This window comes from Rhodococcus sp. LW-XY12 (assembly GCF_019317345.1).
Taxonomy (GTDB): Bacteria; Actinomycetota; Actinomycetes; order Mycobacteriales; family Mycobacteriaceae; genus Rhodococcus; species Rhodococcus pyridinivorans.
Window position 1 is genome coordinate 16,718 of sequence record NZ_CP079228.1, and the last position, 24,270, is coordinate 40,987.

Consider the following 24,270-nt stretch of genomic DNA (forward strand, 5'->3'; position numbering starts at 1 on the left):
GGTCAGGCGTAGGGATCGAAGCTCGACGGCTTCGGTGGTTGCGGCCGTCGGGCCGGGGCCGGCGGTTGGTGCACCTCAGCAGCGGATTCGCTCGAGGCATCCGGTTCGGGGGCCGCTTCCGCCGTCTCGGCGGTGGGCCGGTAGTCCAGGGGCAGGTCCCTGGCCGGGTCCGTCTCAGGCACCCGGACAGCAGGAACGGCAGCGGGTTCCACTACCGGGGCCGGGGGCGGCTCAGCTGCGGGAACCGACTCGGGAGCCCGGGCCGGCTGGGGCGCTACGACGCCCGGAACGTCCGCCGCGAACGTCGGCGGAGCCGGTTCCGGGGCGACCACCGGAGCCGGTACCCCCTGCTGCCGGAGTCCGGCCTGCCGCTCGACGATGGCCTCGGCCAGCGCATCGGTCACCATCGCCGCGACATTCGTCCACGCGATGATCGAACTCTGCGACAACGCCTCGAGCGTGATCCGCTCACCGGTGGCGAAGACCGGCTCGAACGGGACCCGAACGTAGGTCTGCACACCGAGAGAGTCGAACTCGTCGACAATCGCAGTTTCGAGGTTCGGATCGGACCCCGGCGTCGCGCACAGCAGCACGATCGCAGAGCGCACCAGATGCTCGAACCCCCGCTTACGGAGGCCGTCGAGCATCGCGTAGGCGTGCTGCGCCATGTCCCGGCGCATCGGCAGCGGCACCACCAGCACGTCGGCGTGGCGCACCGCCCACTGCCATGCCCCGGCCTGCGGAGTGGTGGCTGTGTCGATAATCAACAGGTCGCGATGGCGACGAAGCACCGCGCCCAACGCCGCGCACTCGTCCTCGCCGAGCATGTCGTCGTAGGAAGAATCGGTGTCCCCGGCCAGGATCTCGTCGTGGGTGGGCTGGAGCCGCAGATACGCCGCCAGCTCCCCCGCCTCGACGTCGGCCGACATCAGCCGCGATGCGTTGTCGAGGACATCCCACACCGTGCGTTCGATGGGTGCGGTGCGCGCTGCGCGAATGCCGAGGGTGCCGCCGGCCTCGCTCATATCCACCGCCACGACCCCGCGGCCGCGATGCTTACCGAGCATCGCTGCCAGCGCAATCGACGTCGGAGTTTTGCCGGCTCCGCCCTTGGTGTTGACCACAGCGACCGTGCCCGAACCCGGCAGCGTTCGCTGGATCGCTTCGACCGCCGCCCGGTGGCCGGTCTCTGCCGAGGCCGCCTTCGGGGCCAGTTTCGTTCCCAGAGCTGCATTGATCCGACCCCGCCAACCCCACTGAGCAGGCTGGGAAAGTGCCGGTGAGGCGGCCTCGTCGAACAGTGCGCCGTGCCCGGTGGACGGCATTGCTGTCGGCGCGATCGGCTCGTCGACGGCCGCGAGAGCATCTACTCCGACCCCGTACGGATCGGCGATGTCCTCGGTTACAGGCTCAGGAGCCGGGGCCGGTTCGGGTTCGACAGCGGGACGGTTCGGGCGTAGCCGCAGCCGACGCGGGTCGATGGTCGGTTCGTGGTTGTAGTCAGCGATGTCAGCCATCACGCTCACCTCACAGGGTGGTGACGGACGAAACGCGCCATCCGTCGCCGTTGTCGGTCAGCACCACGGCGACGTACTGCACGTCTGTGCCGATCTCGGTGCCGCTGGAATCGGTGACCGTGCTGGTCACCTCGTACATGCCGTGATACTTCGTCGCGGTATTGGCCTGTCCCTGGTTGGGGACCTCCACCGCCACGGCGGTGACCGTCGCGCCCTGCGACGCCCACTGTGCCCACTCACCGCTGGCCTTGACCGGGATCTGGACATCGGCGCGGACCTGCGCGTCGAGTTCGCCGGTCAGCACGCCCAGATCGGCGGCCCGCACAGGCGCGTCGTTGCGATTGGTGTCGGTACGGGTGTCATAGGAGAACCAGGTCTCGACGACCGTGCGGCCGAGCTCGCCCGGATCGGAGGTGTCCACACTCGGTGCCGCCGGAGCGGGGGTGGACTGCTCGGTGGGTGCAGCCGGTACGGTGGGAGGCCATGCCTCCGTCGACGACGGCTGTGCCGACGAGTTCGTAGTGCTCTGGTCCTGGTCGGTCTCGGAGCTGCATCCGGCCACCGTTAGGGCTCCGGCGAGGACACCGATCAGTGCCAGTCGGCGGATCATTCGGCCACCACCAGATCCGACAGGCGGATCGCCCGCCATTCGCCGTAGCCCGGTTCGAGGCACCACTGCTCGGCCGGATTCCCGGTCGGCGTCACCTCGAGATCGAGGATGACCTGCTTTTTTGCCGCGAGATCGGCCAGTTTTACCCCGTCGATGCGTTCACTGCTCACCCGCAGACGCAACCGAACCGCCTCGACCTCGAGGTGGTCGCGGACTTTCGCAGCGAGGAACACGGCTTTACCGGCGCTGGCTTCATCCGCCGAGTCCTGATCGCCGGGCCGGAAGATCCGATCGTCCTTGTGGAACGATCCGTACCAGGCGACATCGCTGGTGTCGGCATCGCCGACGACGGCGAACGAGCCACGTTCGTCGCCGGCCGAGGCCAAGGACACCACCGGAGCCGATGTTGCGGCCGCGGCCAGCTTTTCGGCCCGTTCACGCTGCTCGCGTTCTCGCAGGGCGTCGTAGTCCACATCGAACTGCTTGTAGAGCTCGCGCTTGATCTTCGGCCACTGGGTGCGCGTCATCAGGTTGTTCTCCGCAGCCCAAGCCCGCAGGTCCGAGGCCGTCATCGCCTGGACTGTCCGGGTCGATCCGAGGGTGCGGACGGCCGATTCCGCCGTGTCCCACTCTTCACTCACGGTGTGATGTTCCCTTCCTGGTGTGTCATCGTTTCCGATGTTCTGGCGTATGAAATCCGTTGTGTATCAATTAAATCGGATGGCTCTGACATGTTTCGGGGGCGTCCATTCGGTGATCCGGACCTTCTCTCCGGACTGGGGTGCTTCGACAACTTTGTTGTCCCCCATCCAGATCCACACGTGGCCGGGGTAGGGCTGCACGATGTCTCCGGGTTGCAAGTCCGCCGCCTCGGTTACAGGCGTCCCTCGAGGATCGTTGACCTGAGCGGAGTCCTGGTGTGGCAGAACGATTCTTCCGTCCGTCGCCTGCGCCACCGCGTACACGACCAGGCCCGAGCAGTCGAAGCCGACCTTGTTGTGGTCGCCGTGCTCATCGGCGACACCGCCATCGGCGATGCCGCGAGTCGGTCCGGTGGCATCCCCGCCACCCCAGGCGTAATCGGTGCCCAGCCATCCAAGTGCTGCATCGACCACCCGCGAACCACTCACCGACGGCGGCCGAGGCTGGTCGACACCGGCGAAGTCAGCGCGGCCGGCCAGGATATTGCGGACGTAGCTCGTGGTCTCTGCGTTGCCGCACACCCCGCCGGAAGCGAGTGTGTTGCCCGGCCCGCAGTTGTAGGCCGAGAGCATTAACTCGGTGCCGTCACCTGAGACTTTTCCCTCGCGGAGCCACTGCTGCGTCTGCTCCCACATCTGGCAGTCGTAGGCGGCCATCGCCATCACCGAATCACCGATGGAGTTCACGTCGGCCACGCCGTCACCGTCGTAGTCCTGGCCGATCGAGGCCCAGGTTGCGGGCATGAACTGCCCCGGCCCGCGTGCCCCCGCCGGAGACACCGGCGAGGAGGGACCGTAGCGGAACTGGTTCTCGGCGTAGAGCTGGGAGGCCAGCAAAGGAGCGTCGATCGCCTCGCAGGTCTGAGCCGCCTTGACGATCCACTCCCGGAACTCCTCGGGGACCGATCCCGGCGCGAGGGAGCGTCCGCCGGGGCGCGTCAGGCCGGTGCAACCGGCACCGAGCGGAGTCTCGGCCGCGACCAGCTGCACATTCGGCGAGGTCGGACGCTGTTGCGGGGCGTCGAGTTCAGACGCATCGGCCAGCCACGGCATCGGGTCGATCGGAGATCCGCCGTCGAGTCGGCCCCCGGGCCAGACCTCGAAATGCAGGTGCGGTCCGGTCGAACCTCCGGCGTTGCCGACCAGGCCGATCAGATCCCCGGCGCGCACCTCGTCACCGACGGAGACGAGAACACCGTCCGGGAACATGTGCCCGTAGACCGTCGAGATGGTCGACCCGTCCGCGGTGGCCGAGTCGACGATGATCCAGTTGTCGAAACCGTTCTCATCGCTCGCGCCGGAATCTCCTGCTGCAACAACGATTCCGTCGATCGGTGCATAGAAGGGCGTACCGATCGGCGCCGCCAGGTCGATGCCGTTGTGCGAGGTACCCCAGCGCGGGCCGAAACCGGAGGTGAACGTGTAGGTGCCGGTGACCATCGGCTGCACCTTCTTGCCGGTGGCAGCACGCAGGCTGTTCGGTGACCGGGACGGTCCCTGCGTCGGCAGGCAGTTGTCCGGATCGGGATTGTCGCTGCCGCACATCACCAGCGCACCCATCAGGGCCACGACGCTGGCTGCCAGCGTAATTTTCGTCGTCGAAGAAGCCACGTTCTCACCCCCTTTGCATGAGTGCTTGTCGCTAGCCCGCCCAGGCCATGCACGTGAGTGACTTCGCATCCGCCCGCCCGAGGTCGGATGCCGTGTTAGTGGAAGGCTCCCGGTCCTGGCAGCGGCACCACCCGCTGACCAGGACCGACCGGCCTCAGCCGATCGCCTTGGCGAAAACCTTCACCATCGTGTCGATCGCGTTGTCCCTCCCATCCGGGGACCAGCTCGGATACGCAATGTGCGAATTCGAGGCGTAGAAACTCGCCGCGGTGAATCCTTCGGCCACCAGCTGCCCCAGCTCGGCCGCACTGTCACTGCTCGCCAGCGTCATCACCGACTGGCCCAGGCCGGCCAGATCACTGTCCTGTGCCTGCACCGACATCAGCGAGCCGATCGGATCGCCCGGATCGTGCAGTTGATCGGGACTCATCTTCTGGCCCGGGGTGAGCACGCCGAGAGCCACCTGCGCCAGATCCACCGCCACCGGCATCAGCCGAGACAGCTCGAGCACGTTCCCGCTTTCGGCCACCGACCAGGCGATTTCCTGAATCTCGCCGACATTGCGGGCCAAGCGGATCACATCGACGTTGCCGAGCAGATCAAGCACCAGCGCGGCGATTGCGGCCGTGCCGGACGGGTCCGGAACCATCGCCACCAGCCGTGAGAGTGTCTTGAAATCCACCCCGGCAGCCATCTTCACCAGCGGGGAGAGCTGATTGTTCAGATCGCCCGCGACCGCGTGCGCCCCGTGCACATCGCCGGTGGCAATCTTGATCGGAAGCTGCTGCAACCCGGCCGCCACCGCCGGATAGTCGACCGAGGTCACGCCGGAGACGACGCCCAGCAGTTGATTGATGATCGTCGTCGGCTTGGCTACCGAAAGCACCTGCGTTGCTGTCCGCAACTCCACCGGACCCGAGGCCGCCAACGGCGACAGACCCGCGACCAGCGCATCTGCCGACCCTGCCAGCGTCGACACATCGACCGACTCCCCCGAGGCCCGTGACTTGAGCAAGGCCGTGCTCACCCCGGTCACCGCTTCGGCGGCCGACAACACCGCCGGGACATCGACCTGCTCGAGCATGTCGAGCACGCCCGCCGTGGTCGCCTCCGGCGATCCCTCGGGAGCTGAGGTGAACGTCTCACGCGCGCCCGGATTGCTGTCGATCCACTGTCGCGCCTGGTCGACCGGCGTCAAAGTCTCCGACACCAGCCGCGCCTGCTGCGTCATGCGGGCGATGTTCGCCGCTGAGGTGGTCGACGTCGGACCAGCGGCATCGAGCGAAGACACCGACTCGGCCAGTTGCGAGGCTGCCCCGAACACCGCCGACAGATCCGCGTTGCGCCAGGTCCCCGGTGAGGACAGCTCATCGACCAGGGAGGATTGCGCCACTGTCGACGTGCCGGTGATCGTCGGAGTCTGGGGTGATGCAGTCGAGGCGAGTTCGGCAGAGACATCGACCGCTCCCGGCGGATTGGCGATGATCCGGCCCAGAGACGCCAGGAACGGCGTCGACTGACCATCGGTGTTGCAGTACGCATCGTCCGGGTGGCAGATGTCGAACACCTTGCCCGCGAGCTTGCCGAACCCTTCCGGGGCCGGCCCCGCGATGCCCTGACCGCTCAGGGGCGGGCCGATCAACGTTGCGCCCTCGGTGCCCCGCTTCGGATTGGCGAGCAGAATCACCGCCTTGACCTGCTGCGGAGTGACGGGGCCGAGACCGTGGCCGATGTTGACGGCCAGATCGTTGCCGATCTGCGCGCCCTGGCTGTACCCGGCGATGAGGTACGTCGACGACGGGCACCGCTCCATCAACTCCGCTGCCGCTTTGTCGCCCCGCGACTTCGATTCGGCATAGGACGTGCCGTTGAAGAACGCCTCGCCCGGATACGGCACGTACACCACGTCGAGGTTCTTGCCGAACCGTTGCTCGAGTGCGTCACCGACCGCCGCGAGCATGCCCGTCGGCACGGTCGGATCAGCATGAGCGGACGTTTCCGTCGTGCCGGGAATCATCAGCGCGATCGTGCGCGCACACCCGTTCGTTTCCGCTGCATGAGCAACCGTCGGTGTGCTTACCGCGGCCGCGGTGGTCACTGCTGCCGCTGCCAGAGCGAGACTTGCTTTCCTCATGACCCGACCTCTTCGATGGAGCGGATCATCACTCGGCCGTCCTCGGCCGTGGTCGTTGTGATGCGCTGTTTGAACTCGTTGCGCCGATCCGGGCGGACCTCGGTGATCTGCGCGCTGTAGGTGTTCGGCCCGATGGCCGTGACCTCGAGGCAGTGCGTGGTCCCCAGCGGCACGGTGTCGATGCCCTGCTGGATCATTGCCGCGTCGGGCAACGGCGCATCAGGGGCCATCAACTCCCGCACCGACTCACCCGAACGCAGCAGGTAATAGCGGTGTTCGAGCGCCGCGATCACCCCTTCGCCGGAGAGTTGGTCACCCTCGCCAGGTGAGCACGGGTCATCTGCCGCTGCCGCGGCCGCTGTCGGCGCAGCGGTTGCGGTGTCCGGGACCAGGCCACCGAAGTCCGCGTCGTCGTCACCGCCGCCGACGAGAGCGGTGATGCCCCAGCCGGCCAGTCCCACGACGGCCACGGCCGCGAGGCCGAGACCGGCGTAGGTCAGTCCCTTCCCGACAGGGCGGCGCGTGGTCACCTGCGTGGTCGGGTGAGCGGCGCGGCGACCGGCATCGGCCGCCGCGACCACTCGAGACGCCGACTCACGGGCGGACGCGGTTCTCCCGGAGGAAAAGCGCTCTTCGGCCGCCGGTACCGACTCCCGAACCATGCGGGTGCGAGGTGCGGTCGCATCGAACACCCGAGGTGAGCCCGCTCGGTCGTTCCGCTTCATCGGTTCGTCTCCCTCTTCGACTGGACTCAGGCGTCGACTGCCGGAGCGGGCGCGCCGAGACCCAGACCGACCGCCTCGCTGACCAGGCGCGATGCCAGCCCCGGCGTCGCGTCGGTGAAGAACGAGTCGAGTGCCTGGTCGACCTGCTCGATGACCTGCTCACCGCCGGGCTGTGCCTGAACGAAGTCGCGGACCTGCTCATCGATCGCAGGTGCGGTCTCGGTGGCGAAGGTCTGCACAGCGTCGACCGCAGCCGCACCGATGGGATCCTCCGACCACTGCGCGAGCGTGGTGTCGACCTGTTCTGTGACCTGTTCGGCCTCGATGTCGGGCACCTCGGTTTCGATCGGCGTGGCATCCTCGCCCGCGCCGTAAGCCGTGCCGACCCCGTACCCGGCCAGACCGCCGCCGAGTGCGCCGAGTCCGCCACCGACCGCGCATCCGACTCCGAATCCGGCCGCCGCACCAGCGGCGGTAGCGGCAACGCCCGAGGTCACGGGAGCAACCCCCGGAATCGGCAGGGGCACCATCGTGCCTGCTCCTGCCCCGACGATGCCCGCGACCGTGCTCACTGCCAGTGCGGTCGGGACACCGGCCGCGAGGCAGCCGGTGCCGAATCCGGTCGCTGCACCTACGGCCGTGCCTGCGACCTGGGCCGAGGCGATCTTTTCGGCCTCTTCGGTCTCCATGCCGGTCGACCGGTGGTAGTCGGTGACCATAGCTTCGACCACTGCGGTCGTGCGGTTGGTCTTGTCGGCATCGACGTCCGAGACCCAGTTCGGCTGGTCGAAGAGCACCCGGCCGAAACGCATCTTGTTGACCGGAGCCTCGATCGGCAGGGTCGGACCTTCCACCACGACCGGTGCCTGCGGAGCAGGAACGCTGTAACCGGAGTAGTCGGAGTAGTCGCCGCCCGAATAGCCGTTGTACTGCGCCATCGACACACCACCGCCGGTCTGCGGGTTGTAGGCGCGGGTGCCGCGGTTGTATTCGGCCGGAGGCGCTACCCAGAAGTTCTCGGCGGCCTGCGGATCAGGGGCCGAGGGTGCAGGAGCAGAAGTCGAGGGGGGCGTGGAGGTGATGCCCGCCTGCCCACCACCGGACTGCGGCGGGGACGTGATGCCCGCCTGCCCGCCGCCGGAGTCGCCGGTCGGCGCTGCTGCTGCCGTCGGCGCAAAGGCAATGAGCAACCCGGCTGCCGCCGGTGCCAGAGTCGCGGTGCTGAGCACCGCACTGGTCGTTCGGCGGCGCCGGTGTCTGCCGGTGCCGGAAACCAGCTGATCTTCGTTGGATACGGACATGTACATCGCCTTTCCTGCGAATGAATCGAGTCCCGAATGCATGAAGGACCTGAGCGAGAAAGAGATCCGTCAGGGCCGAGAAGATCGGGTGGTCACCACAGGGGAAGTAGTCCGCTTGTGCACGTGTCGGCAGCGCCGACTAGGTGCGGGAACGCTGCTGCTGGCGCGCACAGTCGAGTAACGCCAGAACAGCAGCGCCCGACAAGGAAGTGGGTTCTCGTACGTAGTGACCTGGTGCCCGAGCTTGCGTAGTCAGCCCGGACGGGTTGGTACGTAGGTGGTTCAACCCCGGATACGTGACACCGACGCCAATCACTGACACGTGTCCGGGGTTTTCCCTTTTTGCCGGTGGCCTCACCGTGGCTCGCGCTGGCTGCCGGCCAGACGCTCCTCGGCTCAGCCGATCATTACCTCCTTCGCCACGAAACCCTTCATTGAAACTCTATTCCGGGACGTTACAGCAAAATCTATTCCAGTGGAAGATGACGCAAACCATTCCTGTAGGGCAGTGTTATGGCTCGTGGAAAGGTTTCGGGCATGACGAGACGACCTCTTCGGGGATTCGACCGTGAGAGGCTGATCGATCTGCGGACAGAGAAGGGTTACACCCGTGGTGACCTGGCGAGGTTCGCCGAAGTGAGCGTGGCGGCCGTGCGTGCCTGGGAATCCGGGCAGGCGACCCCGCAGGTGGACCGTCTGGCCCGTGTCGCCGCCGCCCTCGACGTTTCGATGTCCGAGCTGGTACGGATACCCCCGCACGACCGGTATCTGGGTGATCTGCGCGTCCAGGCCGGCCTGACCCAGCCCCAGCTGGCGCTGCAAGCAGGCATTTCCACGGCCTCGCTCAGCAGCCTCGAGCTGGGGGAAACCTCGCTGCGAGAGCCGGTAGCCGAACGACTGGCCCGAGCTCTGGAAGTGGACACAGCCGAGGTCCGGGCCGCCTACGAACGGGCCCGAACCCGACCGCCGGGCGCACCCGTCTGACACGCGCGACACGCTGTGTGTCGACGTACGACAAATACGGATAACCACGTCTGAGCTCCCCCCGCGGAGATAGCAGCCCGCCTCACGCGGATATGCGGAAGCGGCCGAAACCGGCTGTGCTACATCCGAGGCCGAGTGGGCAAGCCCCGGGAAATCCCCACGGGTGGGGACGCGGAAGACAAACTACCAGATCACAGCTGATAGTCCGGGACCAACCTACCCGCCTCGCACCCCCCGATCTGATCCCTGCAAATCCTCTGTGGCCGCATCGAATTCATCCGGAATCGTTGAAATCTGAACGAGCACGAGACGGTCGCTGAGAGGGCCGGGATACGGGCTGATCGACAATTGTGCTGCCCGCCAGCCCGATTTCGAACGCAGACGAGCTCGGACGCACCGAGGCGCGGTATCCCCCGAACGGAACGTTGCCAGTGCATCGGCCAGCACATGCCGGTCATCGGGATACACGATCTCGTTTCCACCCTTGACGTTTCGCCAGGACACCCACGGTGGAGCATCCGGCAGCCACATCGTCAGAACGGCGAGGTCGGCGACGAAGACGCCGGTGTAGACCCCCGCTGACCGCAGCATCTCCTGCATTCCCAGCTCGCTCAACGTCGGCAACTCCGGTGACGTCGTATCGGAGACGTCGTGCCACAGCAGCCGCAGTCCCACATTGCCCGGATCAGTGCGACCCTTGCCCCAGCAGTACCAGCGCATGACCCGCCCGTCGGCGTGCAGAACTGACATCGGAGCCTCCCACCGGCGACCGTGCACCGGGTCGATGCCCAGCTCGAACAACGACGCCGAATCGTCGAACTTCACCGCCTTGGCGATGTACTCCGCAGGAGTTCGCTCCGGAACGTGCTCTTCAGGAAGCACCCCGGACATCATCGAGGCTTCGACCGTCTGGCCGATCACCATCCGCTCGAGACTCCACGCAATCCCAGCTGCGATACGAGGTGGGGTGGGAACCCGGCCGGGCTCCCCCACCCATACCTGGACACCGTGCGCCTCCCCGCTGGGGCCGAGAACGGGCAGCGCCTCGATGTGAAACGCCTTCTGCGCCCCCTTACGCGAGCGCAGATCGATCGACATCGGCCGACGAGTGCGGATCACCTCGTCGATGATCCGCGTGACCGGAAGATCGGGGGCCGGCTGAACATGCCGGGTCACCGACGCCCAATCCTTAACTACGCCGCCGCAGCTGACAACGGACATCTCGCCGTCGACCAACGTCTCGACCAAATGCCACTCGTTGAGAACCATTGACTTATAACCTCCCCCGAACCGTGGGCACAGTACGGCTGCCCGGGGGGGAACTTACCTGTCGGCAGTCTCCGTCACCGACGTGAGAGCTTGACCTTCAACCCCCGCGGTTTGAGAGTGATCGCCTCGTGCACGTCGAGCTCGTTGATCCCTCCCGGCGTTTCCGGAGAGCTCATGGTGTGAGCGCTTCCTCCGGATTGAGGGTGCGCATGCGATCGTAGTGGAGTTGCTCTGCCCGGTCGGGGGTGAGGTCGTGGCAGTAGCTGTGTGGTCGTTCTCGGTTGTAGAACGCCACCCATTCGGCGGTGCCCAGCGACAACTCAGTGGCTCCATGGAACAGGGGCTGGTTGTCGACCAGTTCGTTCTTGTAGTCCGAGTTCACCGATTCGGCCAGGGCATTGTCGAAACTGTCCCCGACGGTGCCGATAGAGGCCGCGATCCCTTCCTCGGCCAATCGCTGCCCGAACACGATGGCAGTATACTGCGATCCGGCGTCGCTATGATGGACGAGTTTGCTCAAATCGACTACCCCGCAACGTTTTCTGTTGTCGATCGCATTGTTGATCGCATCGGTCACCAAGTTCACCGTCATCTCCGTGGCCACCTTCCAGCCGACGATCTTGCGGGCGAACACGTCAGTCACGAAGGCTGTGTACGCCCAACCGGATTCGGTGCGGCAGTAGGTGAAATCGGCCACCCACAGGCGGTTGGGTGCCGCGGCATAAAACTGCCGGTCGACCAGATCCGTCGGCCGCTTGGCCGCCGCGTCAGGGATGGTCGTGCGCACCCGTTTCTTCTTGATCGCGCCGTGCCATCCCATCTCCCGCATGACCCGTTCAACCGTGCAACGGGCGACATCTAATCCGTTGCTGCGCAGCATTATCCATGTCTTTCGTGAGCCCAGAACGCGGGTCAGGGGTTTGTTCTTGCGGAGCATGAAGATCGCATCGATGACCTGCGCGTCAGCGAGCATACGGGCGCTCGGCCCGCGGTTGATGTGGTCGTAGTATGTGGACGGGGCGATGCGCCAGCCGTGCTCAGAGAGCACGGCGCACATCGAATCGACACCCCAGATAAGACCATCCGCACCCACCCGATGTCCCTGGTGGGTGCGGATGAAGTCCACAATTACCGGTGTGGCCGGTCGATTTCGGCCGCGAAGAAAACCGACGCCGCTTTCAGGATGCCGTTGGCCCGTTTGAGTTCGGCGACCTCCTGTTTGAGCCTGCGGATCTCCTCGTTGTCGGCCCTCGAGGCGCCTTCCGCATCAGCGGCCGGGGCCTTACGAACCCACTGACGGACAGTCTCCGCCGAGGTCACCCCCAACAGATCTGCGGTCTTGCGCATCGCCGGCCACTCCGCCGACCCGTGGGCCACCAACTGGGCCACCATGTCCACGGCGTCTCGCTTCAACTCAGCCGAGTACCGCTTCGATCCTGCTGCCATAGGTTTCATCCTCCCTTGAGAGGAGCCCTCCGGAAATCCCGGGAGGGATCACGTAACCCGGTTCCGGAGCGAAGTCGTACCGCCGGATCAGCGATGCGAGCGTGAGCACCGCCTCGTGCAACGCGAACTGCCGACCGATGCACGCCCGGATCCCGGTGCCCCACGGCTTGAAGATGTGCGCCGGCCGTTTGCGCACGGCCTCGGGCTCGAATCGATCCGGGTCGAACCGCTCGGGATCGTCGCCCCACAGCGGGTCCCGGTGCAGCTGCGGCAGCAGTACGAACACCCACGAACCCTTCGGCAGGACGCGCCCGCCGAGGGTGGTCTCACCACGCACCTTGCGGAAATAACCCGGGGCGGCCGGCCACAACCGCAGCGTCTCGTCCACCACCCGCCGCACATACCGCAGCTTGGCGACCTGTTCGTACCCAATCCGGCCGTCGGCGCCGACGACCTCGGCGATCTCCGCCCGCGCCTTCGCCACCGCCTCGGGATGTCGGCTCAGGAAATGAACCGCGAAACCCAGAGTGGCCGCAGTGGTCTCGTTGCCCGCGACCAGGAAGGTCAGCACCTGATTGCGGATCGACTCCGGACTGAGCTTCTCGCCGGTGTCGGGATCGACGGTGTGCATCATCAGATCCAGCAGATCGCCGTGCTGCCCACCGGAGTGCATCCGCTCCTCGACGATGCGATCGACCGTCTCCTGCATCAACGCGATGTCGCGTTCGTGCTGCTCACGCGCCGCGCGACCGAACAGGGCCCGCAGGATCGGAATGTCGTTCGACGAGCGGTTGATGTACTCGAGCGCCCGGCTCATCGCCGCGATGAAGGGATCGGGTTCGGGGCGGCCGAACGAGTCGAAGTCGTAGCTGAAGCCGCACCGGCCGATGACGTCGAAGGTCAGCGACGTCATGCTCTTCGGCACGTCCACATACTCGCCGCCGGCCGCTGCGCTGTCCCAGCTGTCGACCAGCCGGCCGACGACGGTGAGCATCGAGTCGTGATAGCCGCGCATCGCGGCCTGGCTGAAGCCCGGACCGAGGATGTTGTGGGCCTTGCTCCAGTTCGGTTCGGAGTTGAACGCGGTGAACAGCCCGTCGCCGGCGATGACGCGAAGCTTGCGCAGCGGCTTGCCGAGGAACTTCGCCCACTTCTCCTCGTCGTTGACCTCGCGCACCAGATCGGCGCCGGAGACCACGATCAGCCGGTGCTGGAGGATCTTGCGTTCGAAGATCCCACCGAGTTCCTGCGCCATCTGCATCTCACCCTGAACCGGCTTGGCCACGTCGATGCTGAGCAGATCACCCACCAGCGGCAGTCTCCATCGAGGTCGCGGGATCGGCTGGGAGTCGGTGGTCGCAGGGCTGCTCGTCGAAAGCTGCGGTGACGCCATTCGTGAGAGTGTGCCCCACCGCCGGCGAGAGACACACCGCCGCCTCCCACCGCTCAAGGGCTCCCTGACTGCCGTCCCACTAGTCGACACGCGCCACGCCGATGTACGGGGGTAACTGACATCCGCGCTCGCAGCCGCTAACCTGAGTCAGATTCAACGGGCCGATCTTGAAGAACGGGGGTTTACGCATGGCACAGCCGCATAAAGGCGACCGCGCCGCGATGACTCTACGCATCCCCGCTGAGCTGCACGAACAGCTCCGCAACGATGCCAAAGACGCCAAGGTCGCGCTATCCCAATACGTCGCCGACCTGCTCGCACTACAAGCCGGTCGACCGGACCTTGCCCGCGAGATCAAGGCGGTAACCGTGTAAACGCCACCAGAGAGGGCCGCTAGCCGCCAACTAGCCCGCCCTCAGATGCAGAAAACCCCCCGCCTGCCAAGCGAGGGGTCTTCCAAACCGAATATGTGACCGAGCAAAGTCGCCAAACTCCTCGGGCACTCGAACTTTCTCACCAGAAAGCCTTCGTTATGCATATTAGCGAGCGCTGCTCGTTTGGGCCAACTTCCGTCTCAAATCACACTCCCGCGTGTCGCCCTCAACGGAGCGCACACACCGCCGGGGACAACCGTCGAGGTCCCGGCCGCGCCACTCCCCAGACCCGCCGTGGTCGCCGTCGCGGCAGCTACAACCTCCGCGTAGCCGATGGTGCCTACTCCCCCATCCCCGTCTGGGACTCCCGCATGGGGTGGATGCGCCAGATCATCACCTTCGCCCGCAGCGAGACCGGCATCAAGATCTGCCACGAGCACCGCATCGCCCCGGACAAGTTCATCGCCGCCGCCAACGCTCACGCCGCTTACGCCGACGAATCCACCGGCCGCAGCCTCACCGCCGCCCGCGACACCCTCGCCGAGTACGCCGGCATCAGCACCGACGTCCTCGATCGTGCCCGCCAGATCCTTCGCCGCATCGGAGCCGCCGTCGAGCTCGTCCGCGGCCGCTACCTCACCATCGCCGAACGCATCGAAGCCAGCCTCACCCACGGTGGAAAGCAACTTCGTGCAGCTTCCGTGTGGGCCTTGACCAGCAAGTTCACTGCCAACTCTTCTGTTTATCCCCAGTTTCCGAATCATGCGGATCTACCGGAGAACCCTTTGGGTTCTACAGGTATCTCTCGTTCTCAAGTAATCACCAACGCGCGCGCTACGCGCCGCGCCCGGGCTTCGACGAAGGCCGAGGGCGAGGGCGAGGGCGACCCACGACCCCTGCACGCTCAGATCGCCGCAGCGCGCCTGGCCGACCGACTCGGTGCCACGATGCCCGAATACCGCGGCGTGGATCGGAATGGCCACTACGTCCCCGGAACCACCCATCACCACGTCGGAGCGATCGCCGATGCCCTGACCGCCGCAGGCATCGACACCACCCGATGGACCGGCGACGACGTAGCCGACCAGATCACCGAGTTCCGCCGCGACCGCAGCCTCCCACACCTAGCGTCCCCGACCGCTTTCCTGCGCTGGCAGCTCCGTGCCCTCGCCGATGTGTGGTCAGGGCCTACCCCCACCGAGCGCCGCACTGAGATCCAGGACCGCCGCGCCGCCGAACGTCGCGCCGAACTCGACCGGCGTGCTGCTCATCCTCCGGCCAGCGACGACACCCGTGCCACCGCTCTCGCCGAGATCCGGCAGATACTGTTCCAGCGCTCGGGCATGCGCACCCGGACCCGCGGGGACCGCTTCGACCGGCACCGCTACTGAACGAAATTCTCGCTCCGGTCAGAACCACAGCGGTGAAGGGGAATCGAATCGTTTCACGCGGAAGCCGCTCCTACCCCTCGAGCTTGCGGGCATCATGCAGTATCCGACCCACCGCTCCGGTCGACATCTCCAGTTTCTCGGCGATCTCGCGGTACTTCATCCCCTGCTGGCGAAGTTCGACCACCTGCTTGCGTCGGCGTTCCGCGCGTTCGAGGAATTGGTCTCGGGGTTCGGCAATCAGGCGACGTGCAGTGCGCTCCGACGAGCCGAGCCGGCGTGCCAGTTCCTTTGCGGTGATGGACCGACGTTGTTGTGCCTGGGCGCTGCCCCTCATTGCGCGAACTCCAATGCTGTCGCCAGATTGAACTTGGTGGCCCGCTTCCTGTTTGCTTCCCGTTTGGCGGAGCTCATGACCTTGCCGCCCTTGCTGCCACGTGCTGCCTGGCGCGCCCGGAACGTCCCCTCGTCGAAGTTACGCCAGATCCACTTGCCGATGGAGTACGCCGTGGCACGGACCTCGATGAAAGGAAGAGGGTCGGCGAACTCGCTGTTGATTCCGTGACAACGCTGAAGAACCAGTTGGAGCCACTGGTCTACGGTGCCATGACGATGGTGCCACCACTGTGGGTACGCCCACTTACGGGCAGTGTCGAACATCGTCACATTGCGACCCAGGCCCACGGAGCGGTCGGGCCGGCGCGGAGCCTGACGAGGTGTGTAGATGGTCGCCAGATCCCGCAACGAGTACGGATCCCCTGGACCGTAAATGGTTTCCCACTCAGGGTGGATCGGGTTCTTGGTCAGCTGCCCACCGTAGGAGAAGTCCCCACCGACGGAGATACACAGACCTCGCTCGATGCGATGGGCGTAGCGCAGCGGAGTCAACCGTGCCGAGTCGGTACGGCAGACTCGATGGTCGCCCAGCCACCAACCCAGGTGCGCCCGCCCGGAGGGAGACTGCGCGACCCAGCTCGGCGTCGGATGATCCGACGGTTTCTCGAACGCCCGCATCGCGGCATCGGGGTGGTCACAGTCGATGACGATCGATCCGAGCAACGCGTGTGGAGAGTGCTGGATGTAGCGCATCATCAATGCCTGGTCACGGCTCATTCGGTACTGACCGTGCTCGAGTTGGTTCGTCGCGAACGGCCGATGCGGCAGGAGCACCTCGTTTCCCCACTGCTCGTCCGTGAGAAGGGACTCCCCCGCCGTTTCCATGCCGAGTACTGTGCACTACCAAGATCGAGTATTCGGGTAGGACACGCCGAGCCATATACAGATATTGTTCGGGTAGGTCATGCCAAGCCATATCAGGTATCCGCTCCGCCTTCTCCCTTTCGCACCCCCGAACATGTCCACTCGTGGCAGAGGCTGTGCCTCACGTGCCGAAGTTACGATGAGAACCATGACCGGGAAGAAGCGCATGGCCTTCGACATCACCGAAGCCGACGCCGACCGGATTCGCGCCGCCTACGTCGGCACCCGCGCCAGCCTGCCCCCGGCCACCCTCAGTGAGTTCATCACCGACCTGCTGGTCGAGGCCACCGAACGCCTCGAAGCCGAACACAACGAAGGCCGGCCCTGGCGCACACCCAGCCGCAGCGAACTCAAATCCCTCTCCCAGACCGGCGTCGGACGCAACGCCCCCGGCCGCCCCGGAGAACAGGACCAGCAATGACCGAGTCGTCACGCACACCGCGACCCAAACTCGGCTTCCACACCGACCAGGCCGAACGCATCCGCGCTGCCTACCTCGGCACCCGCGCAGTCCTCCCGCCGAGCACCTTCAGCGAATTCCTCGAGACCGCCGTCCTCGAAACAATCGAACGACTCGAAGCCGAACACAACAACGGCCACAGCTGGGACACCCCGGCCACCGGGGAAGTCAAGTCCACCGCCCAGACCGGCGTCGGCCGCTGGAATCGCACCTGACCGCGCCCACCGTTGCACATCCTCAACTGCGTTGAGGGACATGAGGAGGACCACTCACTCGCGGTGGGACTCTCACGTCTCATGTATCCCATTCTTACTATGGAATCCATGACATCAGGCAGCGGTGCAGAAGAACGCTCGATCATCTATGCGGGCGTGCGTGAGAATCCGCGACGATAACGCTTCCACCAGCACAAACAACGCCCATCCCGTAGTCGGCCGAATGTCAGTTGCCCCCGTCGTTCTCGTCGTAGCGGGCACCGTTCTCGCCGTCGAGCCGATAGCGGGGCGCACCACGACGCACCAAGATCAGTCGGTGCCGCGTGACACAGTGCCGACCACCGACTGACCGAGCCTGAGAAAAGGACCGCCACCGACGTGAATGAGCCCCACCTCTACGCCCAAACCACCTACCTCAGCTTCGACGGCCCACCCGAACCCGTCCGCATCCTCGCCGGAAGTCTCACGGGTCTGTGGTGGCTACTGATCGTCGCGGCGCTCATCTGCTTCGGAGCATGCGAGTACATGCGGAGAAAAAGCGTGACCAAGAGGGAACGGCAAGAGAAGAACAGGCTCGGAGCGGCCTTCTTCCTCTACTGCGGCCTCATGGGATTGATCGTCGGCATCTTCGGCCTGATCGCAGCGAACTGATCGAGGCGGCATTGATCGACGGTGTCCGATAAGCAGTTCGAGTCCCGATTGGCGCTGACGTGATGGGGTGCGCTCGCCGACGTACTCGTATGCGTCCTCGGCTACTGGCCTCTGGTATTCGCGCTGCGCGATATATGGGACGTAAACCGGCGGTCGATTGCGCGGGCTTCACGCCTTGTCGCCCTGCGCCGAGGGTGCGCGTGCCCAGAGGTGGACGAGCACCCACAGATTGGCACCGGCGATCACGGCGAACGGTGCCGTGAACACCAGGGTCTCGAAGGCGGACAGTGACGGTGTCCAGCTGTTGGGGTCCTGCTGCCGAATGCCGCCGGAGAGCGCTTCGGTGACACCGGCATAGGTGAGCGCGGCAGTCGCTAGCAGCGCTGTCGTACACCCCACCGTCGACAGCAGACGACCGAGACGGAACCAGCGCGTCAGCGCTGCGGCCCCACAGAGGGAGACGACCAGAACCGGCACGATCACCACGAAACCGATCACAGCGATGAAGTACCAATTACTCAGGACATCGCCGATGCCGGATTGGCGGTGCTCGTCTAGGTAATGCGCGCTGAGCAAGGTCGCGACTGCGAACAGCACTGGCAGCAGAGCCACCACCCTGATCCATCGTGTTGTCGTTTCGGCACTGCCCATACGAGAAGTCTTCTATCGATGACATGGACTCGAGACGGCGACACACCGACGGCATTCGTTTCGGGTGGGGCTGAGTCGGCACTACGTGCGCAGAACCGCCCAGATCAATAGTTCTTATCCGAATAATGGACCACGTCTTGTCTGTCAGGACTCCTAGATGGAGTAGTCGCCCGAGAACCGATCGGGCGCAGGCATCTCATCTCACGTACCTGACTCGATCCGGTCGTGACCTGCGACTCTCATCTGAGAAACCCCTTCTCATCTCATGGTTCTCATTGTTACTATGGGAACCATGAAGTGGACGAAGCGACACAAGAACAAGAACACCTCAGCGCCCGAGAACGTGACAGCCGTCAGCGGATCCATGTGGTTCGCAGGCGTGACCATCACCGTAGGAATCGGGGCGGCCGCGTTCATTCTCAGCTTCCTCGCACTGCGAGACCTGTGCATCCAGGCCGGCCAACCGAGAGAGATCGCCTTCCTGTTCCCCGTCATCGTCGACGGAACGATCCTGCAAGCAACGATGGGAGTCGTCTCCCGACGTCACGACCACCGGGCACGACGATTCTTCTGGAAGATTCTCATCGGAGCCGCCACCGTCTCGATCGCAGGAAACGCGATCCACGCCGTTCTCACCACGACCCCCGGCTTCAACTCCGTTCTCGCCGCCGTGATCGCCACACTCCCGCCGATCTCACTGCTCGCCTCCACCCACGCGCTGACCGTTCTCGGCCGTCGCACCGCCGCACCCACCGAGAACCCCGCCGAGACTCACATCGAATCCGCGCCCGCGACACAGCCGCGCCGTGAGACCGCACACGAGAACGCGACCGCACCCAAGACTCACGTCACGACCATCACCGAGAACCGTGCCGACGCCGAGACCGCACACGAGAACGCGACCGCACCCAAGACTCACGTCACGACCATCACCGAGAACCGTGCCGACGCCGAGACCGCGAGTGAGACTCCGGTCGCGCGGTCGACTCGCACCGCGACCGCTGACCCTCTCGCCCGACAGCTCGAGGTGCCACTGCCCCACCTGCCCGGCACCCACCTCGACACCAACGCCATCCCGGCCTTCCATTCTCACGAGGAGCGTCGCGAATGGGCACTCGCCCGGCGCCAGGCCGGAGTGGAGGTGCCCGTCATCGCCCAAGAAGTCGACCGCTCCGTCGCCACCGTTTACCGCTGGCTCTCCGAGGCCGACACCTCCGTCACCATCTGAGCATCACAAAGACATCGGAAATATCAACTTTTCAGCGTCAAATCGGAATCAACAAAAAATCAGACCGACATCAAAAAACGTCCACGTCTGATGCCTGTCATTCTCACCTCGGCGCATCGAACTCGGAAATCGTCCCCCGGTTCGGTGCGCCGAGTCGCATTTGCGGTGTTGACCAGGGGCGATCCGCCCCCGGACCCCCTTCGGGTCGTCTCGGGTGTCGACGAGCAGTGTGGTCGAGGGTTGGTGTGGCAGTCGGATCTTTGCCTCGTTGGTCTCGGGGCCGGTAAACGTATGCTCCTGCGGCCGGCGGACGGTGCCCCCTCACCCTGGCTAGGAGGGTGCCCCGGCTCGTCTGCCGTGCGCGTGGGCTCTACCGATCCCCGGGGGCTCCGCCCCCGGACCCCTGTCCCTCCCTCCCAAGGTTCCCGCTGCTCCGCGTGCACCGCGCCCGGTCGCCACACCACGGCCCTACCGGACCCGCCGACCACCGAGCAAGGGAAAACCCGCCCTTGCCCGGCAGTCACCGCGCCCGGTTCACCAGGGCCGCACCGACCGACCGAGGTACCCGCTCCACCACCGTCACCGAACCACCCCGATACACCCGCAAAACCGCAGGTCAGAGCCTAAAAGCGTGTGACCGACATCACCTGAAAAGCACCGAAAAAGCACCAACAAAACATCGAAAAAGCATCAAAACAGATATAAACTAGAGGCATGAACAAGGAAGAGATCACCGCGAAGCTCCACAACCTCGGCCGCGACATCGATTTCCTGCTCGAGAACATCTCGACCGGCAAGGACATCTCCGTAGTCCTGGCCGAGTCCCGCGACACCAAGGCCGCCGCCCGTGCCGCAGGCATGACCGAGGACGAAATCAGCGCCGCAATCGAATCCGGCCTCAGCTGACCGACCACCCCGGAAGGAAAGACGCGATGACCACTCCCGCCCCCGTCCAGACACTCGAGCTTCCCGACCAGTGGTGCGACTACAACGGCTGCACCACCGAAGCCACCCACACCGACGGCGAGTGGGTCATGTGCCCCCACCACGAGGAACGCGCCTACCGGACCACCACCTACTGGCGGCCGATCCTCCGCTGGACCACCCGCCCCGGCCCCCACTGGCCGGTCTTCACCGCCGAGTACTGATCCACCTCCGCGCCGGTGGGGAGTCACCGCGACTTCCCACCGGCGCGCACTACCGACCCGAACAGGAAACGCGCACATGCTCACCATCACGCACACCCCCACAGAGGGCACGACCATCGACGGCACCAGCAAAGGCGACGGCACCGCCCCGATCCTCAAAACCGCAGGTTGGAAATGGGGACGCAGCATCACCGCCTGGTACATCCCGCACAGCCGCGACCGCGCCCCCCACCTCGCCCGCATCGAGCACACCGCCGCCGCCCTGCGCGCCGCCGGATACGACGTCGAAACCGACATCGACACCACCCTCCGCGACGGCACCGACGCCCACCACAACCGCAACGAGCGTCTGACCGACCGCGCCGCCGCCCTCGCAGCCAAGGCCGAACGCAAGGCCACCGCCGCCGACGCCGCCCACGCACGCCACGACCACGCCTGTGCCGCACTGCCCGAAGGCGGAGAACCCATCAAAGTGGGACATCACAGCGAACGACGCCACCGCCGCGCCCTCGACCGCGCCCACACCACCGCCCGCGCCGCGATCGAAGCCGACGCCGCCGCCCGCTCAGCCGCCGAATCCGCCCGCATCGCCGCCCGCAGCACCGATCACCGCTACACCCCCGCAGTGATCCACCGCCGCATCGAACGACAGAGCGCCGAACTACGCAGCATCGAACGCCACCTCACCAAGTACCGCGCTGCCAGACACACCGCCGAGACCAGCAACCACATGCACCAACTCGAACTCAACAAAGCCGAACTCGAGCGCGACATCGAATACTGGACCGCAGTACGCGCCGAACAGGACGCCACCGACGGCCCCAAGCTCTACAGCCGCGCCGACCTACGCCCCGGATGCTTCGTCAACTGCTCCGGCACCTGGCACAAGGTGATCCGAGTCAACGCAAAGTCGGTCACCGTCGTCACCGCCTACAGCTGGACCGACCGACTGCCCTACGACAAGATCACCGACGCCCGCGCCGAGGACGCCCACACCCCCATCCGCCCAGGTCAGTAACCCACAATCCGGCGGCCGCGACCCCCTCGCGGCCGCCGGTCCCCACTCGCCGCGAGGACGCCATGACCGCCGAATCCCTGTTCGCCGAGTGCATCATCCCCGGATGCAAACAGCCCGTCACCGACGAACTCACCCCCTGCCAGACCTGCCGCACGATCTTCGGACCCATGCTGCAAGAATCCGACCGACCCCCGAGCTACACCGCAGCCGACCTCGCAGAACGAGACGCAGGCACCGCCGCCGCCTACCGCATGATGCGCGCACTACCACCGCGGCCCAGCACAACGACCTGGACACCGAGCGAGAACGCCGCACAGCCGAACACGAAAAAGCCGCAGCGCAGGAACGCGGCGAAGCCGAAAAAGCCAACCAGACCTGCTGGCTCTGCGAAGAACGACGAACCTGCCTTCTCCGCCCCCAAGGGTGGGAATGCCGACAGTGCCGCGAGATCCGCTGACACACGGCCCGAGCCGGACGCCCCTCACGGCCCCGGCTCGGGCCGCCGCCATATCCGCCACACCCCTACACGGTCTGCCACCACCGCGAGGCCGGCCGAGAACCGAACCCGAAGGAGCGGCTGCGCCGCACAGACCCCACCGCCGACCACCAGCCGACGCGAATCCCAGCGGCCCCCTGTGCACGAGCGCCACCGATAGTGTTGGATGTTGGCTAGCGTCACGCACCAGCCGACAGGACTGGAAACCCCGCGAACGCAACCAGATTCAACCCACCACCCCCACCCCCAGTGGCAGCGGTGGCCGACGGCCAGGGCATCGAGCCCTGGCCGTCGCCGTTCCATCCACCACTGACATGAAAATCGCACCTAAACAGATGCAACACCACCCAGTCCGCAACAGTCACGAAACCGCCATCCGATAAGAACCAGAAAAGCACGCTTTATGAATCAGAAGTGATGTATTATTGCATCAGGAAAGGGAGGCCATGAGTTCGAAAATCATTCTGATCGGCAACGAAAAGGGCGGGGTGGGCAAGACCACCACCGTGCTCAACGTCGGTGAAGCCCTCGCCCGTGCCGGCGAAAAGGTGCTCCTGGTCGACCTTGATCCCTCCGGCAACCTCACCCACACCCTCACCAAGTTGCAGCCCGACCTCCGCGCCGCAGCGAAGGTGACCGCCGATCACATCGTCGATATAGACCCGGAGACCCGAAAGCCCGCTGCCGAGGCGATCCTCGATGCAATACGCCCCGGCGTCGATCTCATCGCCGCCCCTGCGAACGCGGCCCACCTCATCGCCGCCGAGAAGAACATCACCAACGATCCCATCGAAGGCCCCCACGTCCTGCGGGAATCACTCGAGCCGATCCGTGACCGCTACGACTACATCCTCATCGACTGCTCCCCCACGCGAAATGCCCTCGAGATGTGCGCGCTCGTGGCCTCTGACCAGCTCATCGTCCTCAACGAAGCGCATGACTTCAGCATCGCGGCCATGCAGGGCGTGACCTCGTACGCCCAGAGCATCAAGAAGCGGCACAACAGCACTCTGTGGGTCCGCGGCACCATCCTCAACAAGGTGCAGTCCGGAACGGTCCTCGCTCGCGCCTGGACCACCCAATTCACCGAGGCCGGCATCCCCGTCCTCGGCAGCGTCCGATCCGCCGAGCCGATCAAGAGGGCCGTCAACGACGGAGTATCCCTCGCCGACACGAAGGACGGTTGGCGTCACGCCTTGGTCTATGACGACCTGGCCACCACCATTACCCAAAGGAAGAAGTCATGAGCGACATCCGCAGCATGTTCGACGCCGAAGCTCCCGACGAGAACGTCCCGGCACGGTCCGCAGCACCGAAGAAGATCGTGCAGCAACCCACCTTGACCCGGCGCACGTTCACCCTCGCCGAATCCGTCATCGACGCTGCGACCAACGCTCAAAAGGGTCTGCGCGGTGTCTACCCCGGCGCACACGGCAGTCTCAACAGCTTCATCGAGGCCGCCATCGCCGAGTACACCCACAAGCTCGAAGAGGAATACAACGGCGGCGAGCCCTTCCCCGAGGTGGAGAAGGTGCGCCGGCGCAAAACCCGCGGCAGCAAGAACGACAGCACCGACGAGGACTGACCGCCCCACAGTCCAACCGTTGAAGGCCCCGACCTCCTGGTCGGGGCCTTCGGTCTATGCGGGCCTCGTGTACAGGCACAGAAACTCCCGGCCCGACCACATCGC

The 24,270-nt window shown here is 65.5% G+C and carries 27 protein-coding genes; 12 read left to right on the forward strand and 15 right to left on the reverse strand.

Annotation, left to right across the window (positions count from 1 at the left end):
- Window positions 1-2 precede the first annotated feature (2 nt).
- The 7 genes from KXC42_RS26145 to KXC42_RS26175 form a co-directional block, all read right to left on the reverse strand.
- Window positions 3-1,517 carry an AAA family ATPase gene (locus KXC42_RS26145; protein ID WP_064064046.1) on the reverse strand — a complete coding sequence of 505 codons (1,515 nt, stop codon included), beginning with the start codon at window positions 1,515-1,517 and terminating at the stop codon, window positions 3-5.
- A gap of 10 nt (window positions 1,518-1,527) precedes the next feature.
- Window positions 1,528-2,127, reverse strand: coding sequence for a hypothetical protein (locus tag KXC42_RS26150; protein ID WP_064064032.1), 600 nt, complete (start codon window positions 2,125-2,127; stop codon window positions 1,528-1,530).
- On the reverse strand, window positions 2,124-2,768 hold the full coding sequence (locus tag KXC42_RS26155; RefSeq protein ID WP_064064031.1) for a hypothetical protein: 645 nt from the start codon (window positions 2,766-2,768) through the stop codon (window positions 2,124-2,126). The genes KXC42_RS26150 and KXC42_RS26155 overlap by 4 nt, the downstream gene beginning before the upstream one ends.
- 66 nt (window positions 2,769-2,834) lie before the next feature.
- Window positions 2,835-4,439 (reverse strand): peptidoglycan DD-metalloendopeptidase family protein, encoded by a 1,605-nt coding sequence (locus tag KXC42_RS26160; RefSeq protein ID WP_245207856.1) that lies wholly within the window; start codon window positions 4,437-4,439, stop codon window positions 2,835-2,837.
- Window positions 4,440-4,593: 154 nt separating this feature from the next.
- A complete protein-coding gene (locus KXC42_RS26165) occupies window positions 4,594-6,573 on the reverse strand; it encodes a cutinase family protein (protein ID WP_064064029.1) in 1,980 nt (659 codons plus the stop codon).
- Window positions 6,570-7,103, reverse strand: coding sequence for a hypothetical protein (locus tag KXC42_RS26170; RefSeq protein WP_257606263.1), 534 nt, complete (start codon window positions 7,101-7,103; stop codon window positions 6,570-6,572). Before KXC42_RS26170 ends, KXC42_RS26165 begins: the two co-directional genes overlap by 4 nt.
- Window positions 7,104-7,324: 221 nt before the next feature.
- Window positions 7,325-8,599: an insoluble domain protein gene (locus KXC42_RS26175; protein ID WP_147290728.1), complete on the reverse strand. Its 1,275-nt coding sequence runs from the start codon at window positions 8,597-8,599 to the stop codon at window positions 7,325-7,327.
- A 537-nt stretch (window positions 8,600-9,136) separates the two neighbouring features.
- Here KXC42_RS26175 and KXC42_RS26180 point away from each other — a divergent pair.
- Entirely contained in the window at window positions 9,137-9,583 is a 447-nt protein-coding gene (locus tag KXC42_RS26180; protein WP_064064026.1) for a helix-turn-helix transcriptional regulator, read from the forward strand.
- 216 nt (window positions 9,584-9,799) lie between these two features.
- On the opposite strand, the gene KXC42_RS26185 is transcribed toward KXC42_RS26180, so the two are convergent.
- The 4 genes from KXC42_RS26185 to KXC42_RS26200 form a co-directional block, all read right to left on the reverse strand.
- A complete protein-coding gene (locus tag KXC42_RS26185) occupies window positions 9,800-10,852 on the reverse strand; it encodes a GAF domain-containing protein (RefSeq protein WP_064064025.1) in 1,053 nt (350 codons plus the stop codon).
- A gap of 74 nt (window positions 10,853-10,926) precedes the next feature.
- Window positions 10,927-11,028: a cytochrome P450 gene (locus KXC42_RS26190; RefSeq protein WP_219130678.1), complete on the reverse strand. Its 102-nt coding sequence runs from the start codon at window positions 11,026-11,028 to the stop codon at window positions 10,927-10,929.
- Window positions 11,025-12,298, reverse strand: a protein-coding gene (locus tag KXC42_RS26195) for an IS3 family transposase (protein ID WP_156354424.1) whose coding sequence is annotated in 2 segments (ribosomal slippage) — window positions 11,025-12,019 and window positions 12,019-12,298 — 1,275 coding nt in all. Because the reading frame shifts where the segments join, the coding sequence is not laid out codon by codon here. The genes KXC42_RS26190 and KXC42_RS26195 overlap by 4 nt, the downstream gene beginning before the upstream one ends.
- Complete coding sequence (locus tag KXC42_RS26200) at window positions 12,267-13,691, reverse strand: cytochrome P450 (RefSeq protein WP_257606264.1); 1,425 nt, start codon at window positions 13,689-13,691, stop codon at window positions 12,267-12,269. The genes KXC42_RS26195 and KXC42_RS26200 overlap by 32 nt, the downstream gene beginning before the upstream one ends.
- Window positions 13,692-13,879: 188 nt before the next feature.
- On the opposite strand from KXC42_RS26200, the gene KXC42_RS26205 reads away from it, so the two are divergent.
- Together KXC42_RS26205 and KXC42_RS26210 are read left to right on the forward strand one after the other, a co-directional pair.
- The gene (locus KXC42_RS26205; RefSeq protein ID WP_033098656.1) at window positions 13,880-14,065 is read left to right on the forward strand and encodes a toxin-antitoxin system HicB family antitoxin; all 186 of its coding nucleotides are present in this window, start codon (window positions 13,880-13,882) and stop codon (window positions 14,063-14,065) included.
- A 380-nt stretch (window positions 14,066-14,445) separates the two neighbouring features.
- The gene (locus tag KXC42_RS26210; protein WP_064064045.1) at window positions 14,446-15,456 is read left to right on the forward strand and encodes a hypothetical protein; all 1,011 of its coding nucleotides are present in this window, start codon (window positions 14,446-14,448) and stop codon (window positions 15,454-15,456) included.
- A gap of 70 nt (window positions 15,457-15,526) precedes the next feature.
- Here the strand turns inward: KXC42_RS26210 and KXC42_RS26215 are convergent, their stop codons facing one another.
- Both KXC42_RS26215 and KXC42_RS26220 read right to left on the reverse strand, forming a co-directional pair.
- The gene (locus KXC42_RS26215) at window positions 15,527-15,790 is read right to left on the reverse strand and encodes a sigma factor-like helix-turn-helix DNA-binding protein (RefSeq protein ID WP_064064023.1); all 264 of its coding nucleotides are present in this window, start codon (window positions 15,788-15,790) and stop codon (window positions 15,527-15,529) included.
- Window positions 15,787-16,674 (reverse strand): replication initiation protein, encoded by an 888-nt coding sequence (locus tag KXC42_RS26220; RefSeq protein ID WP_064064022.1) that lies wholly within the window; start codon window positions 16,672-16,674, stop codon window positions 15,787-15,789. The genes KXC42_RS26215 and KXC42_RS26220 overlap by 4 nt, the downstream gene beginning before the upstream one ends.
- 187 nt (window positions 16,675-16,861) lie before the next feature.
- Here KXC42_RS26220 and KXC42_RS26225 point away from each other — a divergent pair, with 187 nt between their 5' ends.
- The 3 genes from KXC42_RS26225 (at window position 16,862) to KXC42_RS26235 (ending at window position 18,039) form a co-directional block, all read left to right on the forward strand.
- Window positions 16,862-17,134 carry a hypothetical protein gene (locus KXC42_RS26225; RefSeq protein ID WP_064064021.1) on the forward strand — a complete coding sequence of 91 codons (273 nt, stop codon included), beginning with the start codon at window positions 16,862-16,864 and terminating at the stop codon, window positions 17,132-17,134.
- On the forward strand, window positions 17,131-17,388 hold the full coding sequence (locus KXC42_RS26230; RefSeq protein WP_064064020.1) for a hypothetical protein: 258 nt from the start codon (window positions 17,131-17,133) through the stop codon (window positions 17,386-17,388). Before KXC42_RS26225 ends, KXC42_RS26230 begins: the two co-directional genes overlap by 4 nt.
- Before the next feature lie 378 nt (window positions 17,389-17,766).
- Entirely contained in the window at window positions 17,767-18,039 is a 273-nt protein-coding gene (locus tag KXC42_RS26235; RefSeq protein WP_064064019.1) for a hypothetical protein, read from the forward strand.
- Window positions 18,040-18,207: 168 nt separating this feature from the next.
- On the opposite strand, the gene KXC42_RS26240 is transcribed toward KXC42_RS26235, so the two are convergent.
- On the reverse strand, window positions 18,208-18,651 hold the full coding sequence (locus KXC42_RS26240) for a hypothetical protein (RefSeq protein ID WP_147290727.1): 444 nt from the start codon (window positions 18,649-18,651) through the stop codon (window positions 18,208-18,210).
- Between the two features lie 331 nt (window positions 18,652-18,982).
- On the opposite strand from KXC42_RS26240, the gene KXC42_RS26245 reads away from it, so the two are divergent.
- From KXC42_RS26245 to KXC42_RS26260, 4 genes are all read left to right on the forward strand, one after another.
- Window positions 18,983-19,918, forward strand: a complete 936-nt coding sequence (locus KXC42_RS26245) for a DUF2637 domain-containing protein (RefSeq protein ID WP_245207853.1) — start codon at window positions 18,983-18,985, stop codon at window positions 19,916-19,918.
- A gap of 714 nt (window positions 19,919-20,632) precedes the next feature.
- The gene (locus KXC42_RS26250; protein ID WP_064065085.1) at window positions 20,633-20,824 is read left to right on the forward strand and encodes a hypothetical protein; all 192 of its coding nucleotides are present in this window, start codon (window positions 20,633-20,635) and stop codon (window positions 20,822-20,824) included.
- 26 nt (window positions 20,825-20,850) lie between these two features.
- Window positions 20,851-21,066 carry a hypothetical protein gene (locus KXC42_RS26255; protein ID WP_064065084.1) on the forward strand — a complete coding sequence of 72 codons (216 nt, stop codon included), beginning with the start codon at window positions 20,851-20,853 and terminating at the stop codon, window positions 21,064-21,066.
- 76 nt (window positions 21,067-21,142) lie between these two features.
- Window positions 21,143-22,084, forward strand: a complete 942-nt coding sequence (locus tag KXC42_RS26260) for a DUF3560 domain-containing protein (RefSeq protein ID WP_064065083.1) — start codon at window positions 21,143-21,145, stop codon at window positions 22,082-22,084.
- 244 nt (window positions 22,085-22,328) lie between these two features.
- Here the strand turns inward: KXC42_RS26260 and KXC42_RS26265 are convergent, their stop codons facing one another.
- A complete protein-coding gene (locus KXC42_RS26265; protein ID WP_064065082.1) occupies window positions 22,329-22,544 on the reverse strand; it encodes a hypothetical protein in 216 nt (71 codons plus the stop codon).
- 482 nt (window positions 22,545-23,026) lie between these two features.
- On the opposite strand from KXC42_RS26265, the gene KXC42_RS26270 reads away from it, so the two are divergent.
- Both KXC42_RS26270 and KXC42_RS26275 read left to right on the forward strand, forming a co-directional pair.
- Window positions 23,027-23,827 (forward strand): ParA family protein, encoded by an 801-nt coding sequence (locus KXC42_RS26270; protein ID WP_064065081.1) that lies wholly within the window; start codon window positions 23,027-23,029, stop codon window positions 23,825-23,827.
- Window positions 23,824-24,165: a hypothetical protein gene (locus KXC42_RS26275; protein ID WP_064062142.1), complete on the forward strand. Its 342-nt coding sequence runs from the start codon at window positions 23,824-23,826 to the stop codon at window positions 24,163-24,165. The genes KXC42_RS26270 and KXC42_RS26275 overlap by 4 nt, the downstream gene beginning before the upstream one ends.
- The last annotated feature ends 105 nt before the right edge of the window (window positions 24,166-24,270 follow it).

What these genes read in the sequence shown, in the direction of transcription:
- KXC42_RS26145 (WP_064064046.1), bottom strand. Translation starts at nt 1,517, where the DNA reads ATGGCTGACATCGCTGACTACAACCACGAACCGACCATCGACCCGCGT.
- KXC42_RS26150 (WP_064064032.1), bottom strand. Translation starts at nt 2,127, where the DNA reads ATGATCCGCCGACTGGCACTGATCGGTGTCCTCGCCGGAGCCCTAACG.
- KXC42_RS26165 (WP_064064029.1), bottom strand. Translation starts at nt 6,573, where the DNA reads ATGAGGAAAGCAAGTCTCGCTCTGGCAGCGGCAGCAGTGACCACCGCG.
- KXC42_RS26175 (WP_147290728.1), bottom strand. Translation starts at nt 8,599, where the DNA reads ATGTCCGTATCCAACGAAGATCAGCTGGTTTCCGGCACCGGCAGACAC.
- KXC42_RS26180 (WP_064064026.1), top strand. Translation starts at nt 9,137, where the DNA reads ATGACGAGACGACCTCTTCGGGGATTCGACCGTGAGAGGCTGATCGAT.
- KXC42_RS26185 (WP_064064025.1), bottom strand. Translation starts at nt 10,852, where the DNA reads ATGGTTCTCAACGAGTGGCATTTGGTCGAGACGTTGGTCGACGGCGAG.
- KXC42_RS26190 (WP_219130678.1), bottom strand. Translation starts at nt 11,028, where the DNA reads ATGAGCTCTCCGGAAACGCCGGGAGGGATCAACGAGCTCGACGTGCAC.
- KXC42_RS26200 (WP_257606264.1), bottom strand. Translation starts at nt 13,691, where the DNA reads ATGGCGTCACCGCAGCTTTCGACGAGCAGCCCTGCGACCACCGACTCC.
- KXC42_RS26205 (WP_033098656.1), top strand. Translation starts at nt 13,880, where the DNA reads ATGGCACAGCCGCATAAAGGCGACCGCGCCGCGATGACTCTACGCATC.
- KXC42_RS26210 (WP_064064045.1), top strand. Translation starts at nt 14,446, where the DNA reads ATGCGCCAGATCATCACCTTCGCCCGCAGCGAGACCGGCATCAAGATC.
- KXC42_RS26215 (WP_064064023.1), bottom strand. Translation starts at nt 15,790, where the DNA reads ATGAGGGGCAGCGCCCAGGCACAACAACGTCGGTCCATCACCGCAAAG.
- KXC42_RS26220 (WP_064064022.1), bottom strand. Translation starts at nt 16,674, where the DNA reads ATGGAAACGGCGGGGGAGTCCCTTCTCACGGACGAGCAGTGGGGAAAC.
- KXC42_RS26225 (WP_064064021.1), top strand. Translation starts at nt 16,862, where the DNA reads ATGACCGGGAAGAAGCGCATGGCCTTCGACATCACCGAAGCCGACGCC.
- KXC42_RS26230 (WP_064064020.1), top strand. Translation starts at nt 17,131, where the DNA reads ATGACCGAGTCGTCACGCACACCGCGACCCAAACTCGGCTTCCACACC.
- KXC42_RS26245 (WP_245207853.1), top strand. Translation starts at nt 18,983, where the DNA reads ATGAAGTGGACGAAGCGACACAAGAACAAGAACACCTCAGCGCCCGAG.
- KXC42_RS26250 (WP_064065085.1), top strand. Translation starts at nt 20,633, where the DNA reads ATGAACAAGGAAGAGATCACCGCGAAGCTCCACAACCTCGGCCGCGAC.
- KXC42_RS26255 (WP_064065084.1), top strand. Translation starts at nt 20,851, where the DNA reads ATGACCACTCCCGCCCCCGTCCAGACACTCGAGCTTCCCGACCAGTGG.
- KXC42_RS26260 (WP_064065083.1), top strand. Translation starts at nt 21,143, where the DNA reads ATGCTCACCATCACGCACACCCCCACAGAGGGCACGACCATCGACGGC.
- KXC42_RS26270 (WP_064065081.1), top strand. Translation starts at nt 23,027, where the DNA reads ATGAGTTCGAAAATCATTCTGATCGGCAACGAAAAGGGCGGGGTGGGC.
- KXC42_RS26275 (WP_064062142.1), top strand. Translation starts at nt 23,824, where the DNA reads ATGAGCGACATCCGCAGCATGTTCGACGCCGAAGCTCCCGACGAGAAC.